The organism is Pseudoalteromonas sp. 2CM28B (assembly GCF_023161935.1).
The window spans coordinates 1-23144 of the sequence record NZ_JALNTH010000012.1 but is presented as its reverse complement, the minus strand read 5'-3'; the positions used below and the strand labels follow the sequence as shown (position 1 = coordinate 23144).

Annotated in this window: 22 protein-coding genes; 19 read left to right on the top strand and 3 right to left on the bottom strand. The window is 40.8% G+C overall.

What is annotated here, in order from left to right; translation table 11 throughout:
* Positions 1-196: 196 nt before the first annotated feature.
* From MTN96_RS16620 to MTN96_RS16560, 13 genes are all read left to right on the top strand, one after another.
* A complete protein-coding gene (locus tag MTN96_RS16620) occupies positions 197-1717 on the top strand; it encodes a sensor domain-containing diguanylate cyclase (RefSeq protein WP_248532260.1) in 1521 nt (506 codons plus the stop codon).
* Positions 1718-1804: 87 nt separating this feature from the next.
* Positions 1805-2458 (top strand): thermostable hemolysin, encoded by a 654-nt coding sequence (locus MTN96_RS16615; RefSeq protein ID WP_248532259.1) that lies wholly within the window; start codon positions 1805-1807, stop codon positions 2456-2458.
* The gene (locus MTN96_RS16610) at positions 2455-3933 is read left to right on the top strand and encodes an AMP-binding protein (RefSeq protein WP_248532258.1); all 1479 of its coding nucleotides are present in this window, start codon (positions 2455-2457) and stop codon (positions 3931-3933) included. The genes MTN96_RS16615 and MTN96_RS16610 overlap by 4 nt, the downstream gene beginning before the upstream one ends.
* A complete protein-coding gene (locus tag MTN96_RS16605) occupies positions 3926-4615 on the top strand; it encodes a TenA family transcriptional regulator (protein ID WP_248532256.1) in 690 nt (229 codons plus the stop codon). Before MTN96_RS16610 ends, MTN96_RS16605 begins: the two co-directional genes overlap by 8 nt.
* Positions 4612-5382 (top strand): SDR family oxidoreductase, encoded by a 771-nt coding sequence (locus MTN96_RS16600; RefSeq protein WP_248532255.1) that lies wholly within the window; start codon positions 4612-4614, stop codon positions 5380-5382. Before MTN96_RS16605 ends, MTN96_RS16600 begins: the two co-directional genes overlap by 4 nt.
* 13 nt (positions 5383-5395) lie before the next feature.
* Complete coding sequence (locus tag MTN96_RS16595) at positions 5396-6043, top strand: hypothetical protein (protein WP_248532254.1); 648 nt, start codon at positions 5396-5398, stop codon at positions 6041-6043.
* An 11-nt stretch (positions 6044-6054) separates the two neighbouring features.
* The gene (locus MTN96_RS16590; protein WP_013462838.1) at positions 6055-6714 is read left to right on the top strand and encodes a response regulator transcription factor; all 660 of its coding nucleotides are present in this window, start codon (positions 6055-6057) and stop codon (positions 6712-6714) included.
* A 62-nt stretch (positions 6715-6776) separates the two neighbouring features.
* Positions 6777-8078 (top strand): ATP-binding protein, encoded by a 1302-nt coding sequence (locus tag MTN96_RS16585; protein ID WP_248532252.1) that lies wholly within the window; start codon positions 6777-6779, stop codon positions 8076-8078.
* Entirely contained in the window at positions 8071-8424 is a 354-nt protein-coding gene (locus tag MTN96_RS16580; protein WP_248532251.1) for a cupredoxin domain-containing protein, read from the top strand. The genes MTN96_RS16585 and MTN96_RS16580 overlap by 8 nt, the downstream gene beginning before the upstream one ends.
* A complete protein-coding gene (locus tag MTN96_RS16575) occupies positions 8411-9151 on the top strand; it encodes a hypothetical protein (protein WP_036983615.1) in 741 nt (246 codons plus the stop codon). Before MTN96_RS16580 ends, MTN96_RS16575 begins: the two co-directional genes overlap by 14 nt.
* The gene (locus tag MTN96_RS16570; protein WP_248474830.1) at positions 9148-9861 is read left to right on the top strand and encodes a hypothetical protein; all 714 of its coding nucleotides are present in this window, start codon (positions 9148-9150) and stop codon (positions 9859-9861) included. The genes MTN96_RS16575 and MTN96_RS16570 overlap by 4 nt, the downstream gene beginning before the upstream one ends.
* Positions 9862-10121: 260 nt before the next feature.
* Positions 10122-10331 (top strand): cold-shock protein, encoded by a 210-nt coding sequence (locus MTN96_RS16565; RefSeq protein ID WP_008467029.1) that lies wholly within the window; start codon positions 10122-10124, stop codon positions 10329-10331.
* A 363-nt stretch (positions 10332-10694) separates the two neighbouring features.
* A complete protein-coding gene (locus MTN96_RS16560) occupies positions 10695-11453 on the top strand; it encodes an ABC transporter substrate-binding protein (protein WP_248532250.1) in 759 nt (252 codons plus the stop codon).
* A 495-nt stretch (positions 11454-11948) separates the two neighbouring features.
* Here the strand turns inward: MTN96_RS16560 and MTN96_RS16555 are convergent, their stop codons facing one another.
* Together MTN96_RS16555 and udk are read right to left on the bottom strand one after the other, a co-directional pair.
* Positions 11949-13172: a NupC/NupG family nucleoside CNT transporter gene (locus tag MTN96_RS16555; RefSeq protein WP_069439060.1), complete on the bottom strand. Its 1224-nt coding sequence runs from the start codon at positions 13170-13172 to the stop codon at positions 11949-11951.
* Between the two features lie 17 nt (positions 13173-13189).
* On the bottom strand, positions 13190-13819 hold the full coding sequence (udk, locus tag MTN96_RS16550; protein ID WP_008110733.1) for a uridine kinase: 630 nt from the start codon (positions 13817-13819) through the stop codon (positions 13190-13192).
* Positions 13820-14011: 192 nt separating this feature from the next.
* On the opposite strand from udk, the gene MTN96_RS16545 reads away from it, so the two are divergent.
* From MTN96_RS16545 to MTN96_RS16525, 5 genes are all read left to right on the top strand, one after another.
* Positions 14012-15229 carry a phosphopentomutase gene (locus tag MTN96_RS16545; protein WP_069439061.1) on the top strand — a complete coding sequence of 406 codons (1218 nt, stop codon included), beginning with the start codon at positions 14012-14014 and terminating at the stop codon, positions 15227-15229.
* A gap of 65 nt (positions 15230-15294) precedes the next feature.
* On the top strand, positions 15295-15996 hold the full coding sequence (deoD, locus tag MTN96_RS16540) for a purine-nucleoside phosphorylase (RefSeq protein ID WP_036955453.1): 702 nt from the start codon (positions 15295-15297) through the stop codon (positions 15994-15996).
* A gap of 855 nt (positions 15997-16851) precedes the next feature.
* Positions 16852-17595, top strand: a complete 744-nt coding sequence (locus MTN96_RS16535; protein ID WP_036983620.1) for a ferredoxin--NADP reductase — start codon at positions 16852-16854, stop codon at positions 17593-17595.
* 90 nt (positions 17596-17685) lie between these two features.
* Positions 17686-18387, top strand: a complete 702-nt coding sequence (locus MTN96_RS16530) for a nuclear transport factor 2 family protein (RefSeq protein WP_248532249.1) — start codon at positions 17686-17688, stop codon at positions 18385-18387.
* Positions 18388-18396: 9 nt separating this feature from the next.
* Complete coding sequence (locus MTN96_RS16525) at positions 18397-18717, top strand: hypothetical protein (RefSeq protein ID WP_248532248.1); 321 nt, start codon at positions 18397-18399, stop codon at positions 18715-18717.
* On the opposite strand, the gene MTN96_RS16520 is transcribed toward MTN96_RS16525, so the two are convergent.
* Positions 18714-19598: a tetratricopeptide repeat protein gene (locus tag MTN96_RS16520; protein WP_069439065.1), complete on the bottom strand. Its 885-nt coding sequence runs from the start codon at positions 19596-19598 to the stop codon at positions 18714-18716. The genes MTN96_RS16525 and MTN96_RS16520 overlap by 4 nt on opposite strands.
* 632 nt (positions 19599-20230) lie before the next feature.
* Between MTN96_RS16520 and katG the strand changes: the two genes are divergently transcribed.
* A complete protein-coding gene (gene katG / locus MTN96_RS16515; protein WP_248532247.1) occupies positions 20231-22411 on the top strand; it encodes a catalase/peroxidase HPI in 2181 nt (726 codons plus the stop codon).
* Positions 22412-23144: the final 733 nt, after the last annotated feature.

Sequence of the window (23144 nt, the reverse complement as noted above, 5' to 3'; positions counted from 1 at the left end):
TTAACTGCAAAACCCGACATATATAATAAATGTCATTTTGTTATTCCAAAAATAACAAAAATTAGGCTACTTAGTTTAATTTCTGTATTATATTTAGGATATATGTAGTACATAGCAGTCGTTTTTATTTGCTTAGGATGATAATAAGTTGCGTTTTCGATCACCATTTACTTTTAAACTTAGGCAATTAATTCTGTTGTTAGCTATCACTGCTACAGCCACTATTTTGTTCAGTGGTTCATACATTAGTTACCAAGTACAAAAAGAACGGGTAATAGAAGATACTCTCAAAAGTAACCATGTATTTGCTAGTAAGCTTGCCTCGGCGACCGAACACTTTTTAGCCGCCGCGATGCAGCAACTTGAGTTTTCAGCCAAAATAATTGCTAAAGATATTACCAATACTGCGTTACTCCAAGCTGAAACCAACCGCCTTTTAAACCAAACACATAGCTTTAATTCGGTAGCAATTAACATGCAAGGTGTCGTTAAAGCGGCCTCACCTGTTTCATTAAATATTATTAATAAAACCGTTAATTCAACTCAATCTAAACAAGCCTTTAAACTACAGCGTCCATTAGTTAGTCGTCCTTATGTATCGCTTGCGAATAACTTAATTGTTGTACTTTCTTATCCTTTATTTGACGAGATGGGTAACTACTATGGCTATATTGGCGGTAGCTTTTATTTAGAGCAACAGAGCATTTTAAACGCCTTATTAAAACAGCATAGTTACGATGGCGGGGCATACTTTTATGTGGTGGCTGATAATAAAACCTTACTTTATCATCCTGAGACTGAGCGGATTGGCGAACAAGTCATTAATAACCCAGTAATAGAGCGTGTTTTGCAAAGCGAAGATGGATACGCCCGGGTTTTAAATAGCCAAGGCGTGTCTATGCTTGCTGGATATTCGCCCGTTAAACTTGCTAATTGGGGCGTAGTTGCCCAGCGTAGTGAGGTGGCAACACTTGCCACGTTAGATACTTTTCAAGGGCTGGTGCTTAAGCGAATGCTACCAATTGTATTAATTACTTTTGTATTGATTGGTGTGTTAGCGCATTTTATTGCTAAGCCCCTTAGGTTACTAGCTGACAGTGCAAATTTATCGACTGATCAACAAAACGTAGCGAATCTTAAAAGTATTAAATCTTGGTATTTTGAAAGTCAGCAACTTAAAGCAGCCATGTTAGAAGGAGTTAATATACTGCAGTCGAAAATGGGTCAATTACGCCAAGATGCACTCACCGATCCGCTAACTGGTGCGCATAATCGGCGAGGTTTGTATTTATTGTTAGATAAATTAATTCAAGAACAGATCCCCTTTGCGGTTCTAGAAATAGATATCGACTTTTTTAAACGGGTTAATGACACTTTTGGTCATGATGTGGGCGATGAGGTACTAAAAACTTTAACGTGTGTGATCAAGCAGGTATCTCGCAAAGATGATATTGTCGCGCGAACTGGTGGGGAGGAATTCTTACTTATATTACCGAACGAAAATAGCGATAGTGCGTTTGTTATTGCTGAGCGGTTACGTAATGAAGTGGCGAATACACCGATGGTCAAAGTTGGTTGTATAAATGTCTCCATCGGCATTGCTACATGGCCGCAGCACAGTGATGATATTGATCAAGTATACAAATGTGCTGACAAAGCGCTCTATCATGCAAAAGAAACGGGCCGTAATAAAACCGTTATTGCCAGTCTAAATTAAATTTTTTAAAAAATTAATTTACCTTAAGTTTTATTTAAGTTTCGCCTATTAAATTCTACCTATAGATTTGATACAGGCGATGCTTTTATGCAATTAGCTCAACAACAGTCAGCATCAACACTTTTTCAGTCGTTCACACAGTGTGTGAGCGCCAGAGAATGTGATGAACATCGTCAGCGCCTTGAAGATACAGTAAAACAAGGCTTTTTAGCTGCGTACAATGCCAGCCTAACTTCATTTATGCCATTACTCTGTCAGTATAAAACTCAGCAAGGGCATTGCACTTTAGGGCTTAGAAACGCCACTTCTCCTTTATTTATTGAACAATATTTAGCAGCGCCCATTGAGCAGTTTTTACCAATGGGCACACAGCGCAGTAAAGTGTTTGAGTTAGGTAATCTCTATTCAACACACAGAAAAGCCACGTTATCGCATTTTATTATTGTTAATGAGGCTTTAAGAGCTATTGGTGCTACTAATTTGGTTTTTTGTGCCACCAAACAGGTACGCGCTTTATTGCGTTTATTAGGGGTAACGTGTAATGAAATTGCATTGGCTAACAGCAGTGTTGTTGAGCAACCAAAAAGCTGGGGAAGCTACTACGCTAACCAGCCTACAGTATGCATTGTTAATTTAGAGCAAGCACATCTACAAGTACTTAATACGCCAATGCTACTTGATATTAAACAACAAAATGCAAATGGAATTACGGCATTAATCAACGCGCTGGAGACGGTATGAGTATGTTAAATAGCTTAAATGACTTAGGTATTGAGCCGGCGGTTGTCGCGCATTTTGCGAATCAAACACAACAGTTAACAGGCACTGAGCTGCTTCAAGAGATTAATAAAGTTGCGGAAATTTTTGCAAATTCAGATGCTGATGCAATTGCATTTCAACTTGATAACACACCTGCTTGGTTGGTACTTGATGCTGCGACCAGCGTTGCTAATAAAGTGGCTATACCGATTGCCCATTTCTTTAGTCAACAACAAACGCAATATGTGTTGGCACAGTGTGGTGCACAACTGTTCATAAGTGATATGCCAAGGCTTTCTTTGGGTGCGCATACATTGTCTATTACTTTGTTTGATCATTACACTTTATATATTTATCAGCTCAACGTTAAAGAACCGATTAGTTACTTTGAGGGCACGCAAAAAATCACCTTCACGTCAGGCTCTACAGGCGAGCCAAAAGGTGTGTGTTTATCAACTCATAGCCAAATGCAAGTTGCACACTCGTTATGTGAGCAAATAGGTATAAGTAAACCAACTCACTTATGTTTACTGCCATTACCTGTATTACTGGAAAATATTGCAGGTATTTATGCACCATTATTAAGTGGCGGTTGTGTACATTTAATGCCGTTAAACGAATTGGGTTTTGTTGGCTCAGGGTTAAAAAATCCTGAAAAACTTATTAGTGCAATTGACAGTGTAAAACCTAATACCCTTATTTTAGTGCCTGAGTTATTAACGTGTTTAATTGCGTTTGCAAAGCAAGGTTGGCAGCCGTCAAAGTCATTACAGTTTATTGCAGTTGGCGGAGCGCTCGTGAGTGATGCTTTAATTGCCACCGCCAGAGAGCTTAATTTACCTGTTTATCAGGGGTATGGATTATCAGAGGCGGCATCTGTCGTAAGTTTAAATACGCCCAAAAATGATGATTTAAAGAGTGCCGGTACTGTACTACCGCACATACAAATTAAAATCGAAAAAGGCCAGTTGTACATAAAGGGTGAGCTATTTTTAGGGTATTTAAATCAAGCGCCGCATAACCCAAATAACTGGTATGCAACAGGCGATTTAGTGACCCAGCATGGCAATAAGCTCTTCATAAAAGGGCGACTTAAAAACCTGATTATTACCAGCATGGGCCGTAATGTCAGTGCTGAATGGCCTGAGTCATTAATATTGAGTCAAAGCGCGATTATACAAGCCGTTGTTTTTGGTGAAGGCAAACCTTTTTTAACCGCGATTATTTATGCAATTCCTGAGTTGAGTGAGCAACAACTCAGTGAGCATATGAAATTTATAAATCAACAGTTACCCGATTATGCACAAGTTAAAAAGTGGCATCGGTTAGCTCAGCCTTTAAGTGTTCAGCAAGGGTTACTAACGACCAATAATCGTCCTAAACGACAGGCTATTAGCCAGCAATTTGACCTTATTTTTGAACAATTTTACCGACTTGGAGAAGTGATCCATGACTGACTTTTTTAATACATTAAAAGCACAAACTCAAAACGAGCGTGAGTACTTATTAGCTGCGCCAATTATACAGCGCGTTTTTAAAGGCCAAGCATCACTTGAAGAGTATGCGTCATTTTTAGCGCAAGCCTACCACCATGTAAAACACACTGTGCCATTAATGATGTCGTTAGGTGCCCGTTTGACCGACGAACAAGAATGGTTACGTGAAGCCGTAGCCGAATACATTGAAGAGGAAATTGGCCATCAAGAATGGGTGCTTAACGATATTGCCGCGTGTGGTTTTGATAAAGAAAGCGTGCGCCATAGTAAGCCACAATTTGCTACCGAAATGATGGTCTCGTATGCCTATGACAGTATCGCTCGTAAAAATCCATTAAGCTTTTTTGGCATGGTCCATGTACTCGAAGGGACTTCAATTGCCCTGGCTGATGGCGCAGCTTCAAATATTGCTGATGCAGTTGGTTTACCTAAAAAAGCATTTAGCTATTTAACCTCTCATGGTGCGCTTGATATAGAGCACGTAAAGTTTTTTGAAGACTTGATGAACAAAATTACTAATGAGGCCGATCAGCAAGCCATTTTACATGGCGCAAAATGTTTTTATCGTTTGTACGGTGATATTTTCCGCGCTTTAGATGACGAGCCGTTCTTTAAAGCATCAGCACAAGAGCAACACGCATGAATACCGGCTTATGTGTGTTAACAGGAGCCACAGGGGGAATTGGCCAAGCGATTGCCAAAACACTGCACGCACAAGGTTGGCAATTACTATTAGTAGGGCGTAATGGCGATGCGCTAAATGCGCTAAGTAGCCAGTGCCCAGGTAGTATGACTTTTGTGGGAGATTTAACCGTTGCAGAAAACATGCTGGCATTGGCAATTAAAGCCAAAAAATTGGGCGGTGCTAAATTACTCATAAACAATGCAGGCATTAATGTTATGCAAAGCTTAAGTAGTTGTAGTAGTGAACAAATTGATAATCTACTGAGCACTAATTTAGCCGTCCCGATGAAACTATGCCAGCTGTTTTTAGAGCAGCTGCAAGCGAATAGAGGCACCATAGTTAATGTTGGGTCGTCATTTGGCAGCATAGGTTACCCATATCAAACACTTTACTGTGCTAGTAAGTTCGGTTTACGTGGTTTTAGCGAAGCGCTATCACGAGAGCTTTCAGATACACCCGTTAAAGTTAGTTATTTAGCACCAAGAGCAACCGATACAGATATTAATGATGCACAAACCCGAGCAATGAATAGGGCGCTTGGTAATCAAATGGACTCCACACAGTTGGTGGCTGATGAGTTAGTTGCGTTATTAAACTCAAATAAAACCAGACGATTTATTGGTTTTCCTGAGAAACTTTTTGCACGTATCAATGGCGTTTTTCCACGTATTGTGGATAACGCAATTGCTAAACAGCTCCCTAAAATAAAACAGTTTTTAGGTTAATAGAGGATTTATTATGAAAAAATTTACTTTAGTAGCTTATTTAAGCATTGTTAGTGTGTTTTCATCGCCGGTATTTGCAGACGAACAAAGCGATTTACTCGCTATTCAACAGCAGTGGGCTGTCGCTAATTATGAGCTTAAAGATGATGCACAAATCAAAGCCTTTACTCAACTAAGTGAGCAAAGTGCTCAATTTATTGAAAGCTACCCTGATTCAGCAAATAGCTATACATGGAACGGCATTGTGCTGGCAAGTTTTGCGGGTGCAAGAGGCGGCTTAGGGGCGTTGGGTTATGCCAAAGATGCAAAGGCATCATTAGAGCAAGCCCTTAAAATAGACGACAGTGCTTTAGGTGGCTCAGCGTATGCCAGCCTAGCAACCTTATACAGTAAAGTACCGGGGTGGCCTATTGGTTTTGGTGATGATGACACCGCCGACAAGTTTTTTAAGCAAGCGCTCGCTTTTAACAAAAAAGGCATTGATACTAACTACTTGTATGGTGAGTTTTTATATGACGAGCGTGAATATGAGCAAGCTAAAGCCCATTTGTTAGTTGCACAAGCAGCCGGTATTCGTGATACTCGCGCTAAAGCGGACAAATATCGTCAGCAAGCAATTAGCCAATTATTAGCTAAAGTTGATAAAAAACTAAAGAGATAACAAAAAAAACAATGCATTTATTATTAGTTGAAGATGATCATCTTGTGGCGCAAGGGCTTTGCCGCTCATTGCGCCAAGAAGGCTACAGTGTAGAACACAGCGCAACGGTTAAGCATGCGTTGCAATGTTTAGGCAGTGGCGAAATAGAGTTGGTTATACTTGACCTAGGCTTACCTGATGGTGATGGTTCGCAAATTTTAAAGCACATAAAAGCACAAAAAAAAGTCATTCCGGTGGTGATACTAACCGCTCGCAGTAGCATAGATGACAAAGTGCAAGGGCTTGATATGGGGGCTGATGATTATTTAGCTAAGCCATTTGAACCAGCCGAATTATTTGCTCGTTTGCGCGTAGCGAGCCGACGTGTAAATCAAGCTCAGTCGAGCTTATTACAATGTGGTGATGTTACTATGGATACGTCAGCGCACAGTGTCACACTTAACGATGAGCTACTTTCTCTACCGCGAAAAGAGTACATGCTGCTAAAAGCGTTACTGGAAAACCAAGGTCGCGTACAATCTAAGCAGCAGTTAGAAAATAAACTCTATCAATGGGGTGAAGAGGTTGGCTCTAACACCATTGAGGTGCATATTCATCACCTACGAAAAAAATTCCCCAGCGATTTTATTAAAACTCTCCGTGGTATTGGCTATGTCGTGGGAAAGAGATAGTTCACGTGATTAAAACGCCCCTATATTGCACAAACTTGAATTTACAAAGGTAACCATGCGCTATGTCAATTCGTAAGCGTTTAACACTTATCTTACTGTCAATGATGGTGTTAACTTGCTTTTTAGCTTTAGTAAAAGGCTATCAAAAAAGTATGAGCCATGGTGAGCAATTACTCGATAGTGAGCTAAAAGTGGTGGCTGGAGTCTTGATGCAACAGCCTCTATCTATAAACGCTATGGCGCCAAAAATGCAAGAAAGCCCCCAGTTACTGTATCAAATTTGGCAAAGTGGTGAGCTACTTAGCGGTTCTGACGAATTAAATCTTGATTTGAGCCAGTATCAAGCGGGTTTTCAAACGCTTAATATTGCAGGGCAGCGAATGCGGGTATTCGTTTTTGCTACTTCTTTACGCACCGTTATTGTTGCCGAGCCGATTACTAAGCGGTTTGAGCTTGCCGAGGCGGTGATTTTATCAGCCATGTTACCCATGTTATGGGCGGTTCCTTTGCTTGCGCTATTTATTAGCTTTTTTGTTAAATATGCACTGGCACCGTTAACCCGTTTATCAAAACAGTTAGCTCTGCGCCAAGCAAATGATTTCACAGCGATCAATTGGCAGGTGACGGATGAAGAAATAAAACCAGTGATCAGCCGCTTAAACGATTTATTTAAACGCGTAGAAACCGCCTATTTACGAGAGCGTTTTTTTGCCTCTGATGCGGCACATGAATTACGTACTCCCCTAAGCAGTTTAAAAATTAATGTGCATAATTTGGCTGCTCAACAAGGGGATAACCAAGAATTACAAGCCATGACTCAAGGTATTAATCGACTGTCCAATATAGTAGAGCAAATGCTAATACTAGGGCGTACTCAGCCAGAGCAGTGGCAAAAACAGTTTAAGGAGCAATCATTATTAGCGATCACGCAAGAGGTAGTTAGCCAGTTGTATGAAAAAATAGAGGCTAAAAATCACACTATTAGCCTTGAGGGAGATGACTTTACTATTAACGGTGATGAGTTTACCTTAGTGACGTTGATTTCAAACCTACTGAGTAATGCTATAAAGTACGCGCCTGCAAACGGACAAATAAAAATTACCCTAAAGCAGATGCACAGGCAGCGTATTTGGCAAATAGAAGACAGCGGTCCAGGTATGACTGACGATCAAAAACAACGGATATTTAACCGTTTTTATCGCGTTGGCGGCGACCAACATCCTTCGGGTGAACAAGGTGCGGGCTTAGGCATGGCAATAGTCCAGCACATTATTGCTATTTATAGCGCTGAAATTAATTTAACAGACAGCGATTTGGGCGGCTTAAAAGTACAGGTAGTTTTTGCAGGAGCTAAATGTGATTAAACGACTTATTCACCCCTATTTATATTGTTGCGTATTTTTATCATTTAACGCCGCCAGTAAAGACTATCTTATTGTACTTAAAAATCATTTGTTTTATCCCGCAGAAATCGTGGTGCCAGCCAATAAAAAGGTACGCTTGTTAATCGAAAATCAAGATAGTACGCCTGAAGAATTCGACAGTTTCGATCTCAACCGAGAGAAAGTACTTTACCCTAATCGCAAAAGCGCTATTTATATTGGGCCGTTAACTCCTGGGCGTTATGAATTTTTTGGCGAGTTTTCACCCAATACGGCGCGTGGTGCTGTAATAGCGACCGAAAAGGAGGGTTCTGATGCTAATAACTAGCCTTGTGATGAGCCTCAATCAGTTATTGCCGGTGGCCATTTTACTTATTTTACTCCAAGTGATTGCCAGGCAAAGTTTAGTGAAGGTACTGGGGATGCTTGTTTTAGGTGTGGGGCTATCATTTTTATTTGTAAAAAGTGCTCCGCTAATCAGTCCCTTGTTCGACTATCAGGGTTTAGAATATACCCAAATTGCTTTATGTGTTTTAGTGTTTATCAGTGCGCTGTACTACGCCATTAAACAAGCAACGCCTGCATTTATGATTGCGATTATCAGCGTAATGACTCTTTATTTAAGTCATTACATTATTTACCTGATTGGCTTTTGGCAAAACAACGAAGCAGCACAAAGCTTATTTATTGGCACTTTTTTAGGCTTAGGGATATGCAGTAGCTTTAGTGTGTTGTTGTATTTTTTATTGGGTGCAATCAAACAGCGCTTTGGGCTTATTCCTTTATTGGTATTGTTAGCGTTAAACAGTGCGGCAAAACTGGTTGTGGCACTTGATTTGGCGAGCCAAATTGATTTGATAGCAACAACGGCAACCGTATGGGATTTACGTGCTATTTTAACTGAAAACTCAGAGTTTGGACGGGTTTTGCGCGCACTTATCGGTTATGAGGCTACGCCTAATTTAACCAGTGTTTTAAGTTATGTGCTGAGCAGCGTGTTATTTTTATCAGTTTGTTATTTTATTCCTAAATCAATAACTAAGGAACAATCATGAAAGCAATAAACCTATTTGCAGCCACTGTATTAATTGGTTTTTGTTTATTAATACCTAAGCTGACTTATGCTGATGGCATAGTGGTTGATAAAGTTTATCATCCGTATGTTTTGCCGTTTGAGCGCGAGCTAGAGTGGCGGCTTGTGTCACATCAAACCGACAGTGGTAATATTTTAGCGCAGCGCGTTGGCTTAGGCGGCGCAATTAACGACACCATGGCATTGGAAGGCTATTTAGTGGGCGAGCGCGATGATAATGGTGACTTTGGCTTGCAAGCGTATGAGTTAGAACTTCGTTGGCAGTTAATAGAGCAGGGTAGGCTATGGGCTGATTGGGGCGCGTTATTTGAATTTGAAAAACAGCATGACGCCGACGCATACGAAGCAACCACCGGTTTTGTGATTGAAAAAGAGTTTGGTCGTGCAAGTCTCACTATGAATGCATTTTTAGTGTACGAGTGGGGCCAAGATATACAAAATGAGTGGGAAAGCGAATTTAGAGCGCAATATCGCTACCGCTATTTGTCTGCTTTTCAGCCCGCGGTTGAGGTTTATCTTGGCGAAGACTTTGTCGGTATTGGCCCCGGATTTATAGGGTTACATCGCTTTGATGGGCAAAAACAATTAAAGTGGGAAGCCGGTTTTATTACTGAAATCAGCCAGTCAGAGAAAAATCATAGCTTTAGAATGGCACTAGAATTTGAATTTTAAGCTCTTTAAACAAGTACTTAATTTATAAAGCGGGCTGCTTAAGCTATTTTATAAATTAAATCGCATTAAGGGTTGACTTGAGTCTGTAACTCTATATAGTAGTGCGCAGCTAGAAAGAAAGCATGATAATTTATAAATCTCCATTTCGTTGTTGTATAAGTAATACTTGTAGTACCGTCCTGAAGTTTTTAAGTACCATCTCATTTTTTGCTACACCGCCCATTAGGGCACAATTTAATTTTTATATCAGGAATAATACTATGTCTAACATCGTATCAGGTACAGTTAAGTGGTTCAACGAGTCTAAAGGTTTTGGTTTCATCGAGCAAGAAAATGGTCCAGACGTTTTCGCACATTTCTCAGCAATCAAAAGCGAAGGTTTCAAAACTTTAGCTGAAGGCCAACGTGTAGAGTTCACTCTTTCACAAGGTCAAAAAGGTCCTCAAGCTGATAACATCACAGCTCTATAATTTTACTTTTAAGTAAAATGAAAAAAAGCGCTTAAGGCGCTTTTTTTGTGTCTAAAATTTAAGATATCTCCCCACCATCCGTAAATTTATACCAATTCGCTTAATTAAGCGGTCTATTTTGAGGCAGGAAAAACGGGTTGATAGCTAGGCAAACAATTCGCTATTTAGTTGTTCTAAATGAGAATTTTTTAACACAAATAGCGACACGTTTAGCCCCGCAAAATGATTGAGTATTATTGCGGATTGGTATTATTAACGATAGTCATTCTCAAATCACCTGCTATTTTTAACATTATAAAAGTGCTATAAACTAATAGTTTTTTCATGCTTTCTACGCTAAGGTTATTACTTAAATTATAGGGGGTGTTTATTTTTAAATTTACATTATTAGCGTTAGGGTTGCTATTTAGCCATAATATTCAGGCTAATGCGCCTAAATTGGTTATTTATACCGAAAGCTTTGCCCCTTACAATTTTCAAAATGAAGCTGGACAGCTAGCGGGTATTAATCATGACATAGTGAAAGACGCTTGTGATCGTGCCGCACTAGAGTGCGAATTTATTATGTTACCTTGGAAGCGTGCTTACCAGTTAGTGCAAAATAACCCACACTCAGCCATCATTTCTCTAGCAAAAACGCAAGAACGTATTCCTCTTTTTGAATGGGTGGGACCTTTGGTATCGAGCCAAACCTACTTTTTTAAATTAAAAACCAGCGACCATATTGTGATGAATGATATATCACAAGCTAAAAACTACTCGTTGGGCATAGTGCGAGGCGACATTTATGAAATGCTGGTGCGTCGACTTGGGTTTGTTACCGATAAAAACTTACTACTGTTTAGTGAAGCTGACTCATTTATGCGATTGTTTTTTAAAAAACGCATCGATTTAATTATTGGCTCTGACTTTACTATTGATCATCAAACTGAGCCATTTGGGTACTCTAGGGATGACGTGGTGAAGCTCAAGCAAATTAATGTGGATGAACTTAAAGGCAACTATATTGGCTTTAATAAAGCCGCTTCACCTGTGGTAGTAAAACGCTTTAATCAAGCATTAAAGCAACTTAAAGCTGAATCTGAGTATAAACCTTATATTAACCGTTACGTTAAAAATTAAATTCATCGCTATCCGACATCATAGTTGAACGCATAGCATTTCACCGCTAGTTAGTTAGCCTCTGGGCCACTTTTTCTGATGACTTTAACACTTTGCCTGTGCTGAATTTATACCAATCCGCAATAGTACTTAATCATTTTACGGGGGTAAACGTGTCGCTACCTGCGTTAAAAAATTCTCATTTACGACTGCATGGATGCAGAAGGTAGAGCAATGCAGGAGCAATTGCCGAGAACAACTAAATAGCCAATTTTCTGCCTTGCGATCAATGCGTTTTCCAGCCTCAAAATAGACTACTTAACTAAGCGAATTGGTATTAATCGTAGAGAGAACGTGAGAATTAACGAAGATATTAAAAGGGTTTAAAGTAGGGGGGCTAAAACGATAAAAGGGCCTTGCGGCCCTTGGTGAAGTATCGTTCAAGTCAGATAGTGCTTTAACCCCTTAAAGCGCTATCCTATTGTTTTGCAACAGTTGGATCGTCTCATTAAGTTTCTAAGCTAGCGAGAGGAAAAACCCAGCAATTGCTGCGCTCATAAGGTTAGCCATAGATCCTGCTAACACTGCTCTGAGCCCTAAGCGTGCGATATCCTTTCGCCGACTAGGCGCCATACCGCCTAATCCACCTAGTAAAATGGCTATCGATGATAAGTTAGCAAAGCCACACAAGGCAAAGGTAACAATTGCTTGTGTATGCGCACTTAACGTATCGCGATAATTTATAAAGTCTAAGTAAGCAACAAACTCATTTACTACTAACTTTTGACCAATAAAGCTGCCGGCTAAAATTGCCTCATTCCACGGTACACCGAGTAACCATGCAACAGGGGCAAACAAGTAGCCTAAAATTTCTTGTAGCGTTAATGTAGGGTAATCAAACAACTCACCAATACCGCCTAATAAACCGTTTAATAACGCAATCAGTGCAACAAATGCTAAAAGCATGGCACCTACGTTTAATGCTAAGTGCATACCGTTTGCTGCGCCTGATGCTGCTGCGTCAATAACATTAACCGGTTTGTCGTCGCCTAAATCTATATCGGCTAAATCATCTTTAGGTGTTTCTGTCTCTGGCACTATCATTTTTGCCATTAAGAAACCACCCGGTGCTGCCATAAAGCTAGCTGCAATTAAATATTTAAGGTCTACACCAATAATTACGTAACCAGCCATTACAGAGCCTGCTACGGTTGCCAAACCACCTACCATTACGGCAAATAACTCAGATTTGGTCATGGTTGCAATAAACGGTTTAACAATGAGTGGCGCTTCAGTTTGGCCAACAAAAATATTTGCGGTGGCTGAAAGCGACTCGGTGCGAGAGGTTTTCAATAATTTTTGTAAACCACCGCCTAAAATTTTAATTACCCAATCCATAATGCCAAGGTGGTAAAGCACAGCAACAAGTGCTGAGAAAAACACAATCACTGGCAATACTTGAATGGCAAAAATAAACCCAAGTGTATCTTGCGATGCTAATGGGCCAAATAAAAAGCCAATTCCATCGTTGGCATACCCAATAACCGATGAAACGGCGCGAGACATACTCGCTAATACATTTTTGCCTGCTTCAAAAAAAAGTACAAAACCGCCGATAATGACTTGCATTAAAAATGCGATACCCACGGTTCTTAGTTTTATTGCTTTGCGATCAGTTGAGGCCGCAAAAGCGATGCCTAGTAGCACTAGCATGCCTACTAAGCTCATAAATGTTGTCATACAAACGTTTCCCGTTGTTATTCTTGTAAAATGTACTTTATTTTACTTTTTATAATATCAATCGCAACGCGATTCATACCGCCTCGAGTCACAACTAAGTCAGCGTTATGCTTTGAAGGCTCAATAAATTGATAAAACATCGGTCTAACAGTTGCTTGATATTGCTCAACAACAGATTGTAATGTTCTGCCTCTTTGTTCCATGTCGCGTTGCATTCGGCGCATTAAACAAATATCCAATGGCGTATCTATAAACACCTTGATATCAAATTCTTTATTAAGCGCTTTATCGCTCAGTAATAAAATACCTTCTACAATGAGTATTTTAGCCGAAGCCACACGGCGCGTTTTATCGCTGCGTGTATGTTGGGCATAATCATAAGTTGGTACTTCAACAGAGTGGCCATTACGAAGTTGTGTTAAATGCTCAAGCATTAGTTCGTGTTCAAATGCATCAGGATGGTCGTAATTCGTTTGCGTACGATGTGCCATCGGCAAATGCGATTGATCCTTGTAATAAGCATCTTCTTCAATAATGGCGATAGCGCCTGGTTCAAGCTCATTTACCAATTCATTGTAAATAGTTTGGCTAAATAGAGATTTGCCGGACGCCGATGCGCCTGCAATAGCTATAATAGTTCGTGTCACTAAAGTTCTCACCCACACAGAAGGATATATTGTTGGTAGATCACAATAGCAAAAAAGACACGATTAATCTCTTTTGCTTCGCTTAAGAGTGCAAATTTATAATGTTTAGGTTTTATGAAACAGGACTTATGTCCTGTACGGAAAATTCGAAGAGCAGATAAAGTAACCACCTAGAACAGATGTGAGGTCACAATGGCAAGAGCAATTATCTTAATGGCGGATAGTTTAGGAATTGGCGCAGCACCCGATGCAGATAAATTTGGTGATGTTGGTGCTAATACATTCGCACATTTACTCAAGGCATATTATGACGAGACTGGCAGTAAGCTTTCGCTTCCTAACCTTTCAAAATTAGGGTTAGTGGATGCATGTGAAGCCGCTGGTAAAGAACCCTGTTTAGTTGCTGAGCGACATAAACCACAAGGTGCATGGGGTTACGCAAAAGAGCTTTCAAGCGGTAAAGACACGCCATCGGGTCATTGGGAAATGGCAGGCGTGCCAGTGTTATTTGATTGGGGTTACTTCCCTAAAACACAGCCGAGTTTCCCACAAGAATTTGTAGACGAGTTTATTGCTCGCACAGGTATTCCGGGTATTTTAGGCAATTGCCATGCCTCAGGTACCACGATTTTAGAGCAGCTAGGTGAAGAGCACGTAAAAACAGGTAAACCAATCTGTTACACCTCAGCTGACAGTGTGTTTCAAATAGCCGCGCATGAAGAATCATTCGGCCTAGAGAAGCTTTATCAAGTTTGCGAAATCGCACGGGCGCTGCTTGATGAAATGAATATAGGGCGAGTGATTGCGCGGCCATTTTTGGGTTCTAATAATCAAGATTTTGCCAGAACAGGTAATCGTCGTGATTATTCAGTATTACCGCCATCGCCAACATTGCTTGATGTACTTGCAAAAGACGGTGGCGAAGTTATCAGTATTGGTAAAATTTCAGATATTTATGCGCATCAAGGCATTACCCAAAAGCATAAAGCGCCAGGGTTAATTAACTTGCTAGAAAAAACCAGCGAAGTGGTGGCGACTGCGCCGGATCACAGTTTGATTTTTACCAATTTAGTTGATTTTGATGAAAAGTTTGGTCACCGCCGAAATCCTGTTGGCTATGCGAAAGCGCTCAAAGAATTTGATGATTACTTACCCACTATTTTAGCGCAATTAAAGTCGGATGATTTATTAATGATCACCGCCGATCATGGCTGTGACCCGACCTTTCCAGGGTCTGAGCACACCCGTGAATATGTGCCGGTTATTGCCTATCAGCCAGGGATGAAAAATACCCCGCTGGGCGAACGCAATAGCTTTGCCGATATTGGCCAAACGCTTGCACAATGGTTTAACCTTGAAGCGTTAGAATATGGTGATGGCTTTATTGATAAGCTGAACACAGTTAAGTAACTTAAAAATACGCTCGCTATTTTTAAAGTAATAGGGCTTTTAGCCAAACAAAAGGAAAACAATCGATGAGTACTCCGCATATCAGTGCAAACGTAGGTGATTTTGCCGAAACAGTATTAATGCCAGGCGATCCGCTACGCGCACAATATATTGCTGAAAACTTTTTAGATGATGCAGTGCAAGTAACCGGCGTACGTAACATGTACGGTTTTACTGGAACTTACAAAGGTAAGCCAGTGAGCATTATGGGTTCTGGCATGGGCATTCCTTCAATGTCAATTTATGCTCGTGAGCTTATTGTCAGTTTTGGCGTTAAAAATATTATTCGTATAGGTACCTGTGGTGGTATCGGAAGCGATATTAAAATTCGCGACGTGATTTTTGCACAAGGTGCAAGCACAGATTCAAACGTAAATCGTGCCCGCGTTCGTGGTACTGACTTTGCTGCAATAGCTAACTTTGAATTACTTTTAAACGGCGTAAATGCAGCTAAAGATTTAGGTATCGATGCAAAAGTAGGTAACGTATTTACTACCGATACTTTTTATCAAGCAGACGACACGTTTTATAAAGATCTAGACAAACTAGGTGTACTCGCTGTTGATATGGAAACAGCTGGCTTATACGGCGTAGCAGCAGAATACGGCGCAAAAGCAATGGCATTATTTACCGTTAGTGATCATGTAATCACCGGCGAAGCAACACCTGCAGATGAGCGTCAAACCACGTTCAACGAAATGGTTAAAATTGCCCTAGAGTCAATTTAATTAACTATTTAACTAACCTGAACTTTGGTTAAGAGATTTACTATCCAGAGTTCAGGTTAAATACAACAGTTCCTTGGTAACGTATTCACTAAGTTTTGGAGACACGCCCAAAGTGAAGTGAGACTAAACCCGCAAAGCCGCATTTTATGCGGCTTTTTTTATGCCTGAATTTAGGTGCCAGCACCGAGCTTCGAGCTACGGGCTTTATGTTCCTAGGTTTCAGGTTCTAGGTTAAAGGTCAAAGGTCAAAGGTTAAAGGTTAAAGGTTTTAGCAGTAGCTCGCAGCTCGATACTCGAAACCCGTAGCCTTCTCTTTGTTCAAACAGTTTTAGTGAATTTTGACAAAGAGGGCGAAGAGACGCTGCGCTTTTAGAGGAAAAAGCAACTATCAGGGTGTAGCAGCGATTTTATATCGCGTCAGATATGTATTTACCACCGAGAACACTGAGTTCACAGAGAAATGCTTAAAAAAAATACCAATTCACCTCTGTGTAGCGCGAAGCGCCTCGGAACCCTCTGTGGTGAAAAATTGTTTTTAGCAGTAAGTGCCTTTCGTAGCAGCGATTTTATATCGCGTCAGGTTAAAAATTATGGAGTAAATAAACGCGGGGTAAACCCGCTGCTACCAGTTTGATGTCTACACAAGCTCGCCACTCGAAGCTCGCCACTCGAAGCTCGCCACTCGAAGCTCGCCACTCGAAGCTCGTCACTCGAAGCTCGCTGTCTTCCAATTTAATTTCCCTGTCAGTATTTATAACTTAATGCTAATGTTTAAGTTATAAAACTTGCTTTTAAAATGAACCACTTTAAAGTTTTAGCTGATAGCTAAAACACGTTTTACACTCTGGAGTAATTATGTCTAATTGGATTGATGCCACAGTAAAGTCAGTTAAATGGTGGAATGAATCGTTATTTAGCTTAACGGTTAACGCCGATGTAGAACCGTTTAAAGCAGGGCAATTTACAAAGCTCTCTATTATGGACGGTGAAAAACGCATTGCTCGTGCTTACTCGTATGTTAACGCACCAGATGATCCAAATTTAGAATTTTATTTAATTAATGTAGTCGATGGCCAATTGTCATCGCATTTAGCACAACTTACCCCAGGTGACACTGTACTAATGGAGCGTCGTGCTAGCGGTTTTTTTACCCTTGACGAAGTGCCAGCGAGTGAACAACTTTGGATGCTTAGCACCGGCACCGCCATTGGCCCGTTTTTATCTATATTGCAGCAAAGTGAGGTATGGCAAAAATACAAACATATCAACTTAGTGCATGGGGTACGGCAAAATAGCGATTTAAGTTATCAGGAGCTTATTAACAAACTAATAAAATCACACCCTAGTCAACTGAACTATATTCCGGTTGTTAGCCGTGAGATGCCTTTACAAGGCTTAGCAGGCAGAATTACCACTGTGATTGAAAACAACGCTTTATATGAGCACGTGGGGTTATACGCTACACCAAATAACGCCCAATTTATGCTGTGTGGTAATCCGCAAATGGTTAAAGACACCACAGAGTTATTATTGGCTCAAAATTATAAGCGTAATCGTCGAAAAGAGCCGGGACATATCACGGTTGAGCAGTATTGGTAGCGAGCTATAACGTTATAATAACTATCTCATGAGGGTAAAATTTGCTATGTTGCGCTTTAATTGTATTTAGTCTTCGTACTTAGGAAATCCATGAAATCTTTATTTATTATTTGTGCCTGTTTATTGGCCGCTTTCACATTTAACAGTCATGCTATAGAGCAATCAACATCGCTGAACGAGACTAAACAAACACAGCAAAAAAATGCAGCGCAACAACAAGACGCGCTTGATACATTAAGCCAAGAGGCTAATACACCAAAAAAGCCAGTTGTTGAGAAAGTTAAAGCCGATGACTCTCAAGTACTTGGCAGCGAATCAACAAAGCCGGTTGAACAGCCTAAAAGTAAAGTAGATAAAGCACAAGCTGTTGCGCAAGCTGAGCAAGCGGTTACACAAGCAAAAGAAGCACTCACAGCAAGGCAACAAGCCAAAGCAAAACAGTCGCGCGAGTCACTGGCTGTTGTTGAGCAATTAGTAAATGCTTACAACGCGCGTAACATTGAAGAATTTATTCGTATGTATGATGAAGATGTTGAGTTTTATATTTTCCCGAATGAGCTATTATTTAAAGGTAAAGAAAAACTAATAGCGCGTTATGGCATTATGTTTAAAAAACTTAAGTGTCTGCACTCATCACCAATCAAGCGTATTGTGCATGGTGATATTGTAATAGACCATGAACTGTCAGAAACCTGTTCAACGGATGCGAACGTTATAGATAAACGTTCAGAGCTTATATCAAGTTATCAGATCAAAGATGGTAAAGTGGTTAGGGTTTTATTTTTTAGGTAATTCTTAATTATGCAGCTAAGTGACGAGAAAAAAATTCGTGTAATGTATCGTGTAGAGCCCGGCTGTTTAGGCCCTGATGGCGCAGGCCACATTGAAGACTTTTGTCGCTTTGCGAACAAGCATATTAAGTCGCCTTATTATGCGCAGTTATTATTTTTACCTCGATACGACAAGCAAAAAGATGAGCGGCAATACAGCGTTAAAAACCGCAACTTATCTCAAGTGCAGGCTAAAGCGTATTTAAATCATTTTGAAATCAACATAGAAGACTTTGAAGAGCAGCTCGACGAGCTGCTCACTAAAGCAATAGACTTATACTTTAAACGCTAAGCTTCGTTTGAAACAATGGCATTAAAACTATCGTTATCATGCAGGCTGGCAAAGGCACTTTCATGAAGTAGCTCGTTTCGTAAGTTGGGTGAGTATTCAAGCGACATTTTTATATCGGCTAGAGCATCTGCATGCTCATGCGTTAAAGCATACGCACAGGCGCGCTGCCAGTATGCGTAACCATAGTCGCTATCTATATCAATTGCTTGATTACACAGCTCAATAGCTTGCTCAGTCTCATTTAATTCTAGTAAAGCATCCGCTTTGTAGGCAATGGCTTCTACATCTTCTGGTTTACGTTTTAAAATTTCATCGAATATTTCAATTTTATTCGCAATATCACTTTCAAGGTTGGCTCGCATCCATAACGAATGAACTTCATTAGTGATTGATATGCGTTCTTGGTTACTGAGTATTTCTTCAGAGCGTACTCGCAGTTTTTCTTCTAATATTTTCAAGCGATCTTCATATTCATCAGTAATAACACTCACTCGGGTGTTTACTATATCTTCTACTTTGTTCTTTACATCACGTAACGAGTTCCAACCTACTAAAACCAAAATAGACGCGGTGGCGGTAATAATAAAAAATACATTATTAATGGTATCTGTGGTGTAGGTAAGCGCCCGATCGGCGGTGTCTAACTGTGCATGCGTAACTTGTTTGGTCACGTCTTCACGCAGTTTTTGTTGATCTTGGCGTACCGACTTTAATTCGTCGAGAATATAACGTTCAAGTAATGGTTTGTACAAAGGGGCTTCTAGCTGTGCTAATTCACGCTGTTGTTGCTCGTTGAGTGCTGCGGTGTTTTTATCAGCAGCTTGCACCGCAGATGAAAAAACACCACTAAATACAATAAATAGTAAAAAATAAAAACGCATTGATATGCCTAGTTAAAAAATTAGTTAATCGCTTTGTTAACTTTAACATGCGCACATCATTGGTACTAGGGTGAGGATAGGGAAGCTGGAATTAACTCAAAAATCTTTTATTACAGGCAAAAAAATCCAGCCCAAGGTGGGCTGGAAAAAACTACATCAACATATCAAGGGAATAATAGGAGATAGGTGCTATTGTATGTTTGCCTACCTGAATTTTTACTTAACTAAATTCAAATAGATAAAAATTAGAAAGAAATAAAGGTGCATAAGTAACTTATACACCTTTTATAACTATAATTTCATGGCGAAGGGGGGTATTCCACTGTGCACTTAAGAAAACCTAAGTCACTTTCAAACCCTTCAGCGGACATTACGTGGCTATTTTTAATAACGATCATCTATTTTATAAAAAGTTTTAATATTAAGCACACCGCTGGCAGCATCATCATATTTATAAATGAGATTAATCGTTTTAAAGCATTACTTTTCCCTAGCGTATCAAATCAGCTACACGTATATTGAATAAGCAGAAACCATAAACGTCATTCATTAAAATAATAGCGCTCCCAATTGGTGAATGCCAAAAGCAGTAAGCATGGGCGTTTTTACTTATATTTAAAAAGGAGCTCAATATGGATAATCATAAAGCGGGTAAATGCCCGGTTATGCACGGCAGTAATACTACAACCGAAAAGACCAATACAGATTGGTGGCCAAACTCACTTAATTTAGACATTCTTCATCAGCACGATAGCAAAACCAGCCCCTACGACAGCGACTTTAATTACGCCGACGCGTTTAATTCACTCGACCTAGAAGCACTTAAAACCGATTTAAAAGATTTAATGACTCAAAGCCAACCTTGGTGGCCAGCTGATTGGGGGCACTATGGAGGCCTGATGATCCGTATGGCATGGCACTCTGCGGGCTCGTACCGTTTAGCTGATGGTCGAGGCGGTGGTGGTACCGGTAATCAACGTTTTGCACCACTTAATTCGTGGCCAGATAATGCCAACCTAGATAAAGCGCGCCGTTTATTATGGCCAATTAAAAAGAAATATGGCAACAAGCTTTCATGGGCCGATTTAATTATTTTAGCCGGTAATATGGCGTACGAATCAATGGGATTAAAAACCTTTGGTTTTGCCGGTGGCCGTGAAGATATTTGGCATCCAGAAAAAGACGTTTATTGGGGCGCAGAAAAAGAATGGCTTGCGCCAAGTGATGAGCGATATACCCAAGTTGATAAACCCGATACCATGGAAAACCCATTAGCGGCAGTGCAAATGGGTTTAATTTACGTAAACCCAGAAGGGGTAAATGGTAAACCTGACCCACTTAAAACCGCAGAACAAGTGCGCGAAACCTTTGCACGTATGGCAATGAACGATGAAGAAACCGCAGCGCTAACGGTCGGTGGCCATACAGTAGGTAAAACGCATGGTAACGGCAAAGAAGAAAACTTAGGCCCAGAGCCAGAAGCTGCCGATGTGCACGAGCAAGGCCTTGGATGGAATAACCATAAAACCCGTGGCATTGGCCGCGATACCATGACCTCAGGTATTGAAGGCGCATGGACAACCTACCCAACTAAATGGGACAACGGTTATTGTAAACTGCTGCTTAATTACGAGTGGGAGCTAACCAAAAGCCCTGCTGGTGCTCATCAGTGGGAGCCGGTTAATATTAAAGAAGAAGATAAACCCGTCGATGTGGAAGACCCATCGATTCGTTTAAACCCAATAATGACCGATGCCGACATGGCAATGAAGCTCGACCCAGCGTACCGTAAAATTATTGAGCGTTTTAATGACGATTTTGAGTACTTTACTGACGTATTTGCCCGCGCATGGTTTAAGTTAACCCACCGTGATTTAGGGCCAAAATCACGTTATTTGGGCGCCGATGTACCCAGTGAAGATTTAATTTGGCAAGATCCTATTCCTGCAGTTAATTACACCCTAAGCGACGCTGAAATAACCGATTTAAAAGCGAAGCTACTTAATTGTGGATTAAGTGAAACCGACTTAATTAATACCGCATGGGATAGCGCACGTACTTATAGAGGCTCCGATCACCGTGGTGGTGCAAATGGCGCCCGTATTCGCCTTGCTCCGCAAAATAACTGGCAAGGTAACGAGCCTGCGCGTTTAGCTAAAGTACTTAGCGCACTTGAAACACTGCAAGCGAGTTTAACTAAGCCTGTAAGTATGGCCGATTTAATTGTACTTGGCGGCACCGCTGCAGTAGAGCAAGCCGCTAAAAAGGCCGGGGTTGATGTAACCGTACCATTTGTCCCAGGGCGTGGCGATGCAACTGATGATATGACCGACGCCGAGTCATTTGAGCCATTAGAGCCAATTCATGATGGTTTTAGAAACTGGTTGAAAAAAGACTACGCTGTATCCGCTGAGGAGCTATTACTGGAGCGCAGCCAATTAATGGGCTTAACCGCACCAGAAATGAGCGTGTTACTAGCTGGTATGCGTGTTCTGGGCACTAACTATGGCAATAGTGAGCATGGCGTATTTACCGACAACGTAGGCGTACTGAGTAACGACTTCTTTGTTAATTTAACCGACATGAACAACCGCTGGGAACCTGCAGCTAAAGGCGAGTACAACATAGTTGATCGCGCAAGCGGTAAAACCAAGTACACGGCTACGCGGGTTGATTTAGTGTTTGGTTCAAACTCAATTTTACGTGCATTGGCAGAGTTTTATGCTCAAGACGATAACAAAACTCGTTTTGTACACGACTTTGTCGCCGCATGGGTAAAAGTGATGAACGCCGACCGGTTTGATATTAAATAAACCTAAGTAAAATTTAAAAAGGAGCAGCAATGCTCCTTTTTTTATATTATTTAAAGGTTAAAGGTTAAAGGTTAAAGGTTACGAGCTGCGAGGTGCGAGGTGCGAGGCGCGGGTATAGTTTAATGACCTAGGTCTGACGCGATATAAAATCGCTGCTACCAAGAATTATCACCACGTAGCAGCGGGTTTACCCCGCGTTTTTGTGTTTAATGACCTAGGTCTGACGCGATATAAAATCGCTGCTACCAAGAATTATCACCACGTAGCAGCGGGTTTGCCCCGCATTTTTGTGTTTAATGACCTAGGCCTGACGCGATATAAAATCGCTGCTACCAAGAGTTATCACCACGTAGCAGCGGGTTTACCCCGCGTTTTTGTGTTTAATGACCTAGGTCTGACGCGATATAAAATCGCTGCTACCAAGAATTATCACCACGTAGCAGCGGGTTTACCCCGCGTTTTTGTGTTTAATGACCTAGGCCTAAGTAAAATTTAAAAAGGAGCAGCAATGCTTCTTTTTTTATATTATTTGAAAGTTACGAGCTGCGGGCAACGGGCAACGGGCTGAGAGGCGCGGGTAAAATGCAGCGCCTCATAACCTTCAGTGGTAAATAAATCACTAATTGCGTTTTAATTAATACTAAGCATAATTTTGGCGAACCCCGAACCCCGAACCCCGAACCCCGAACCCCGAACCCCGAACCCCGAACCCCGAACCCCGAACCCCGAACCC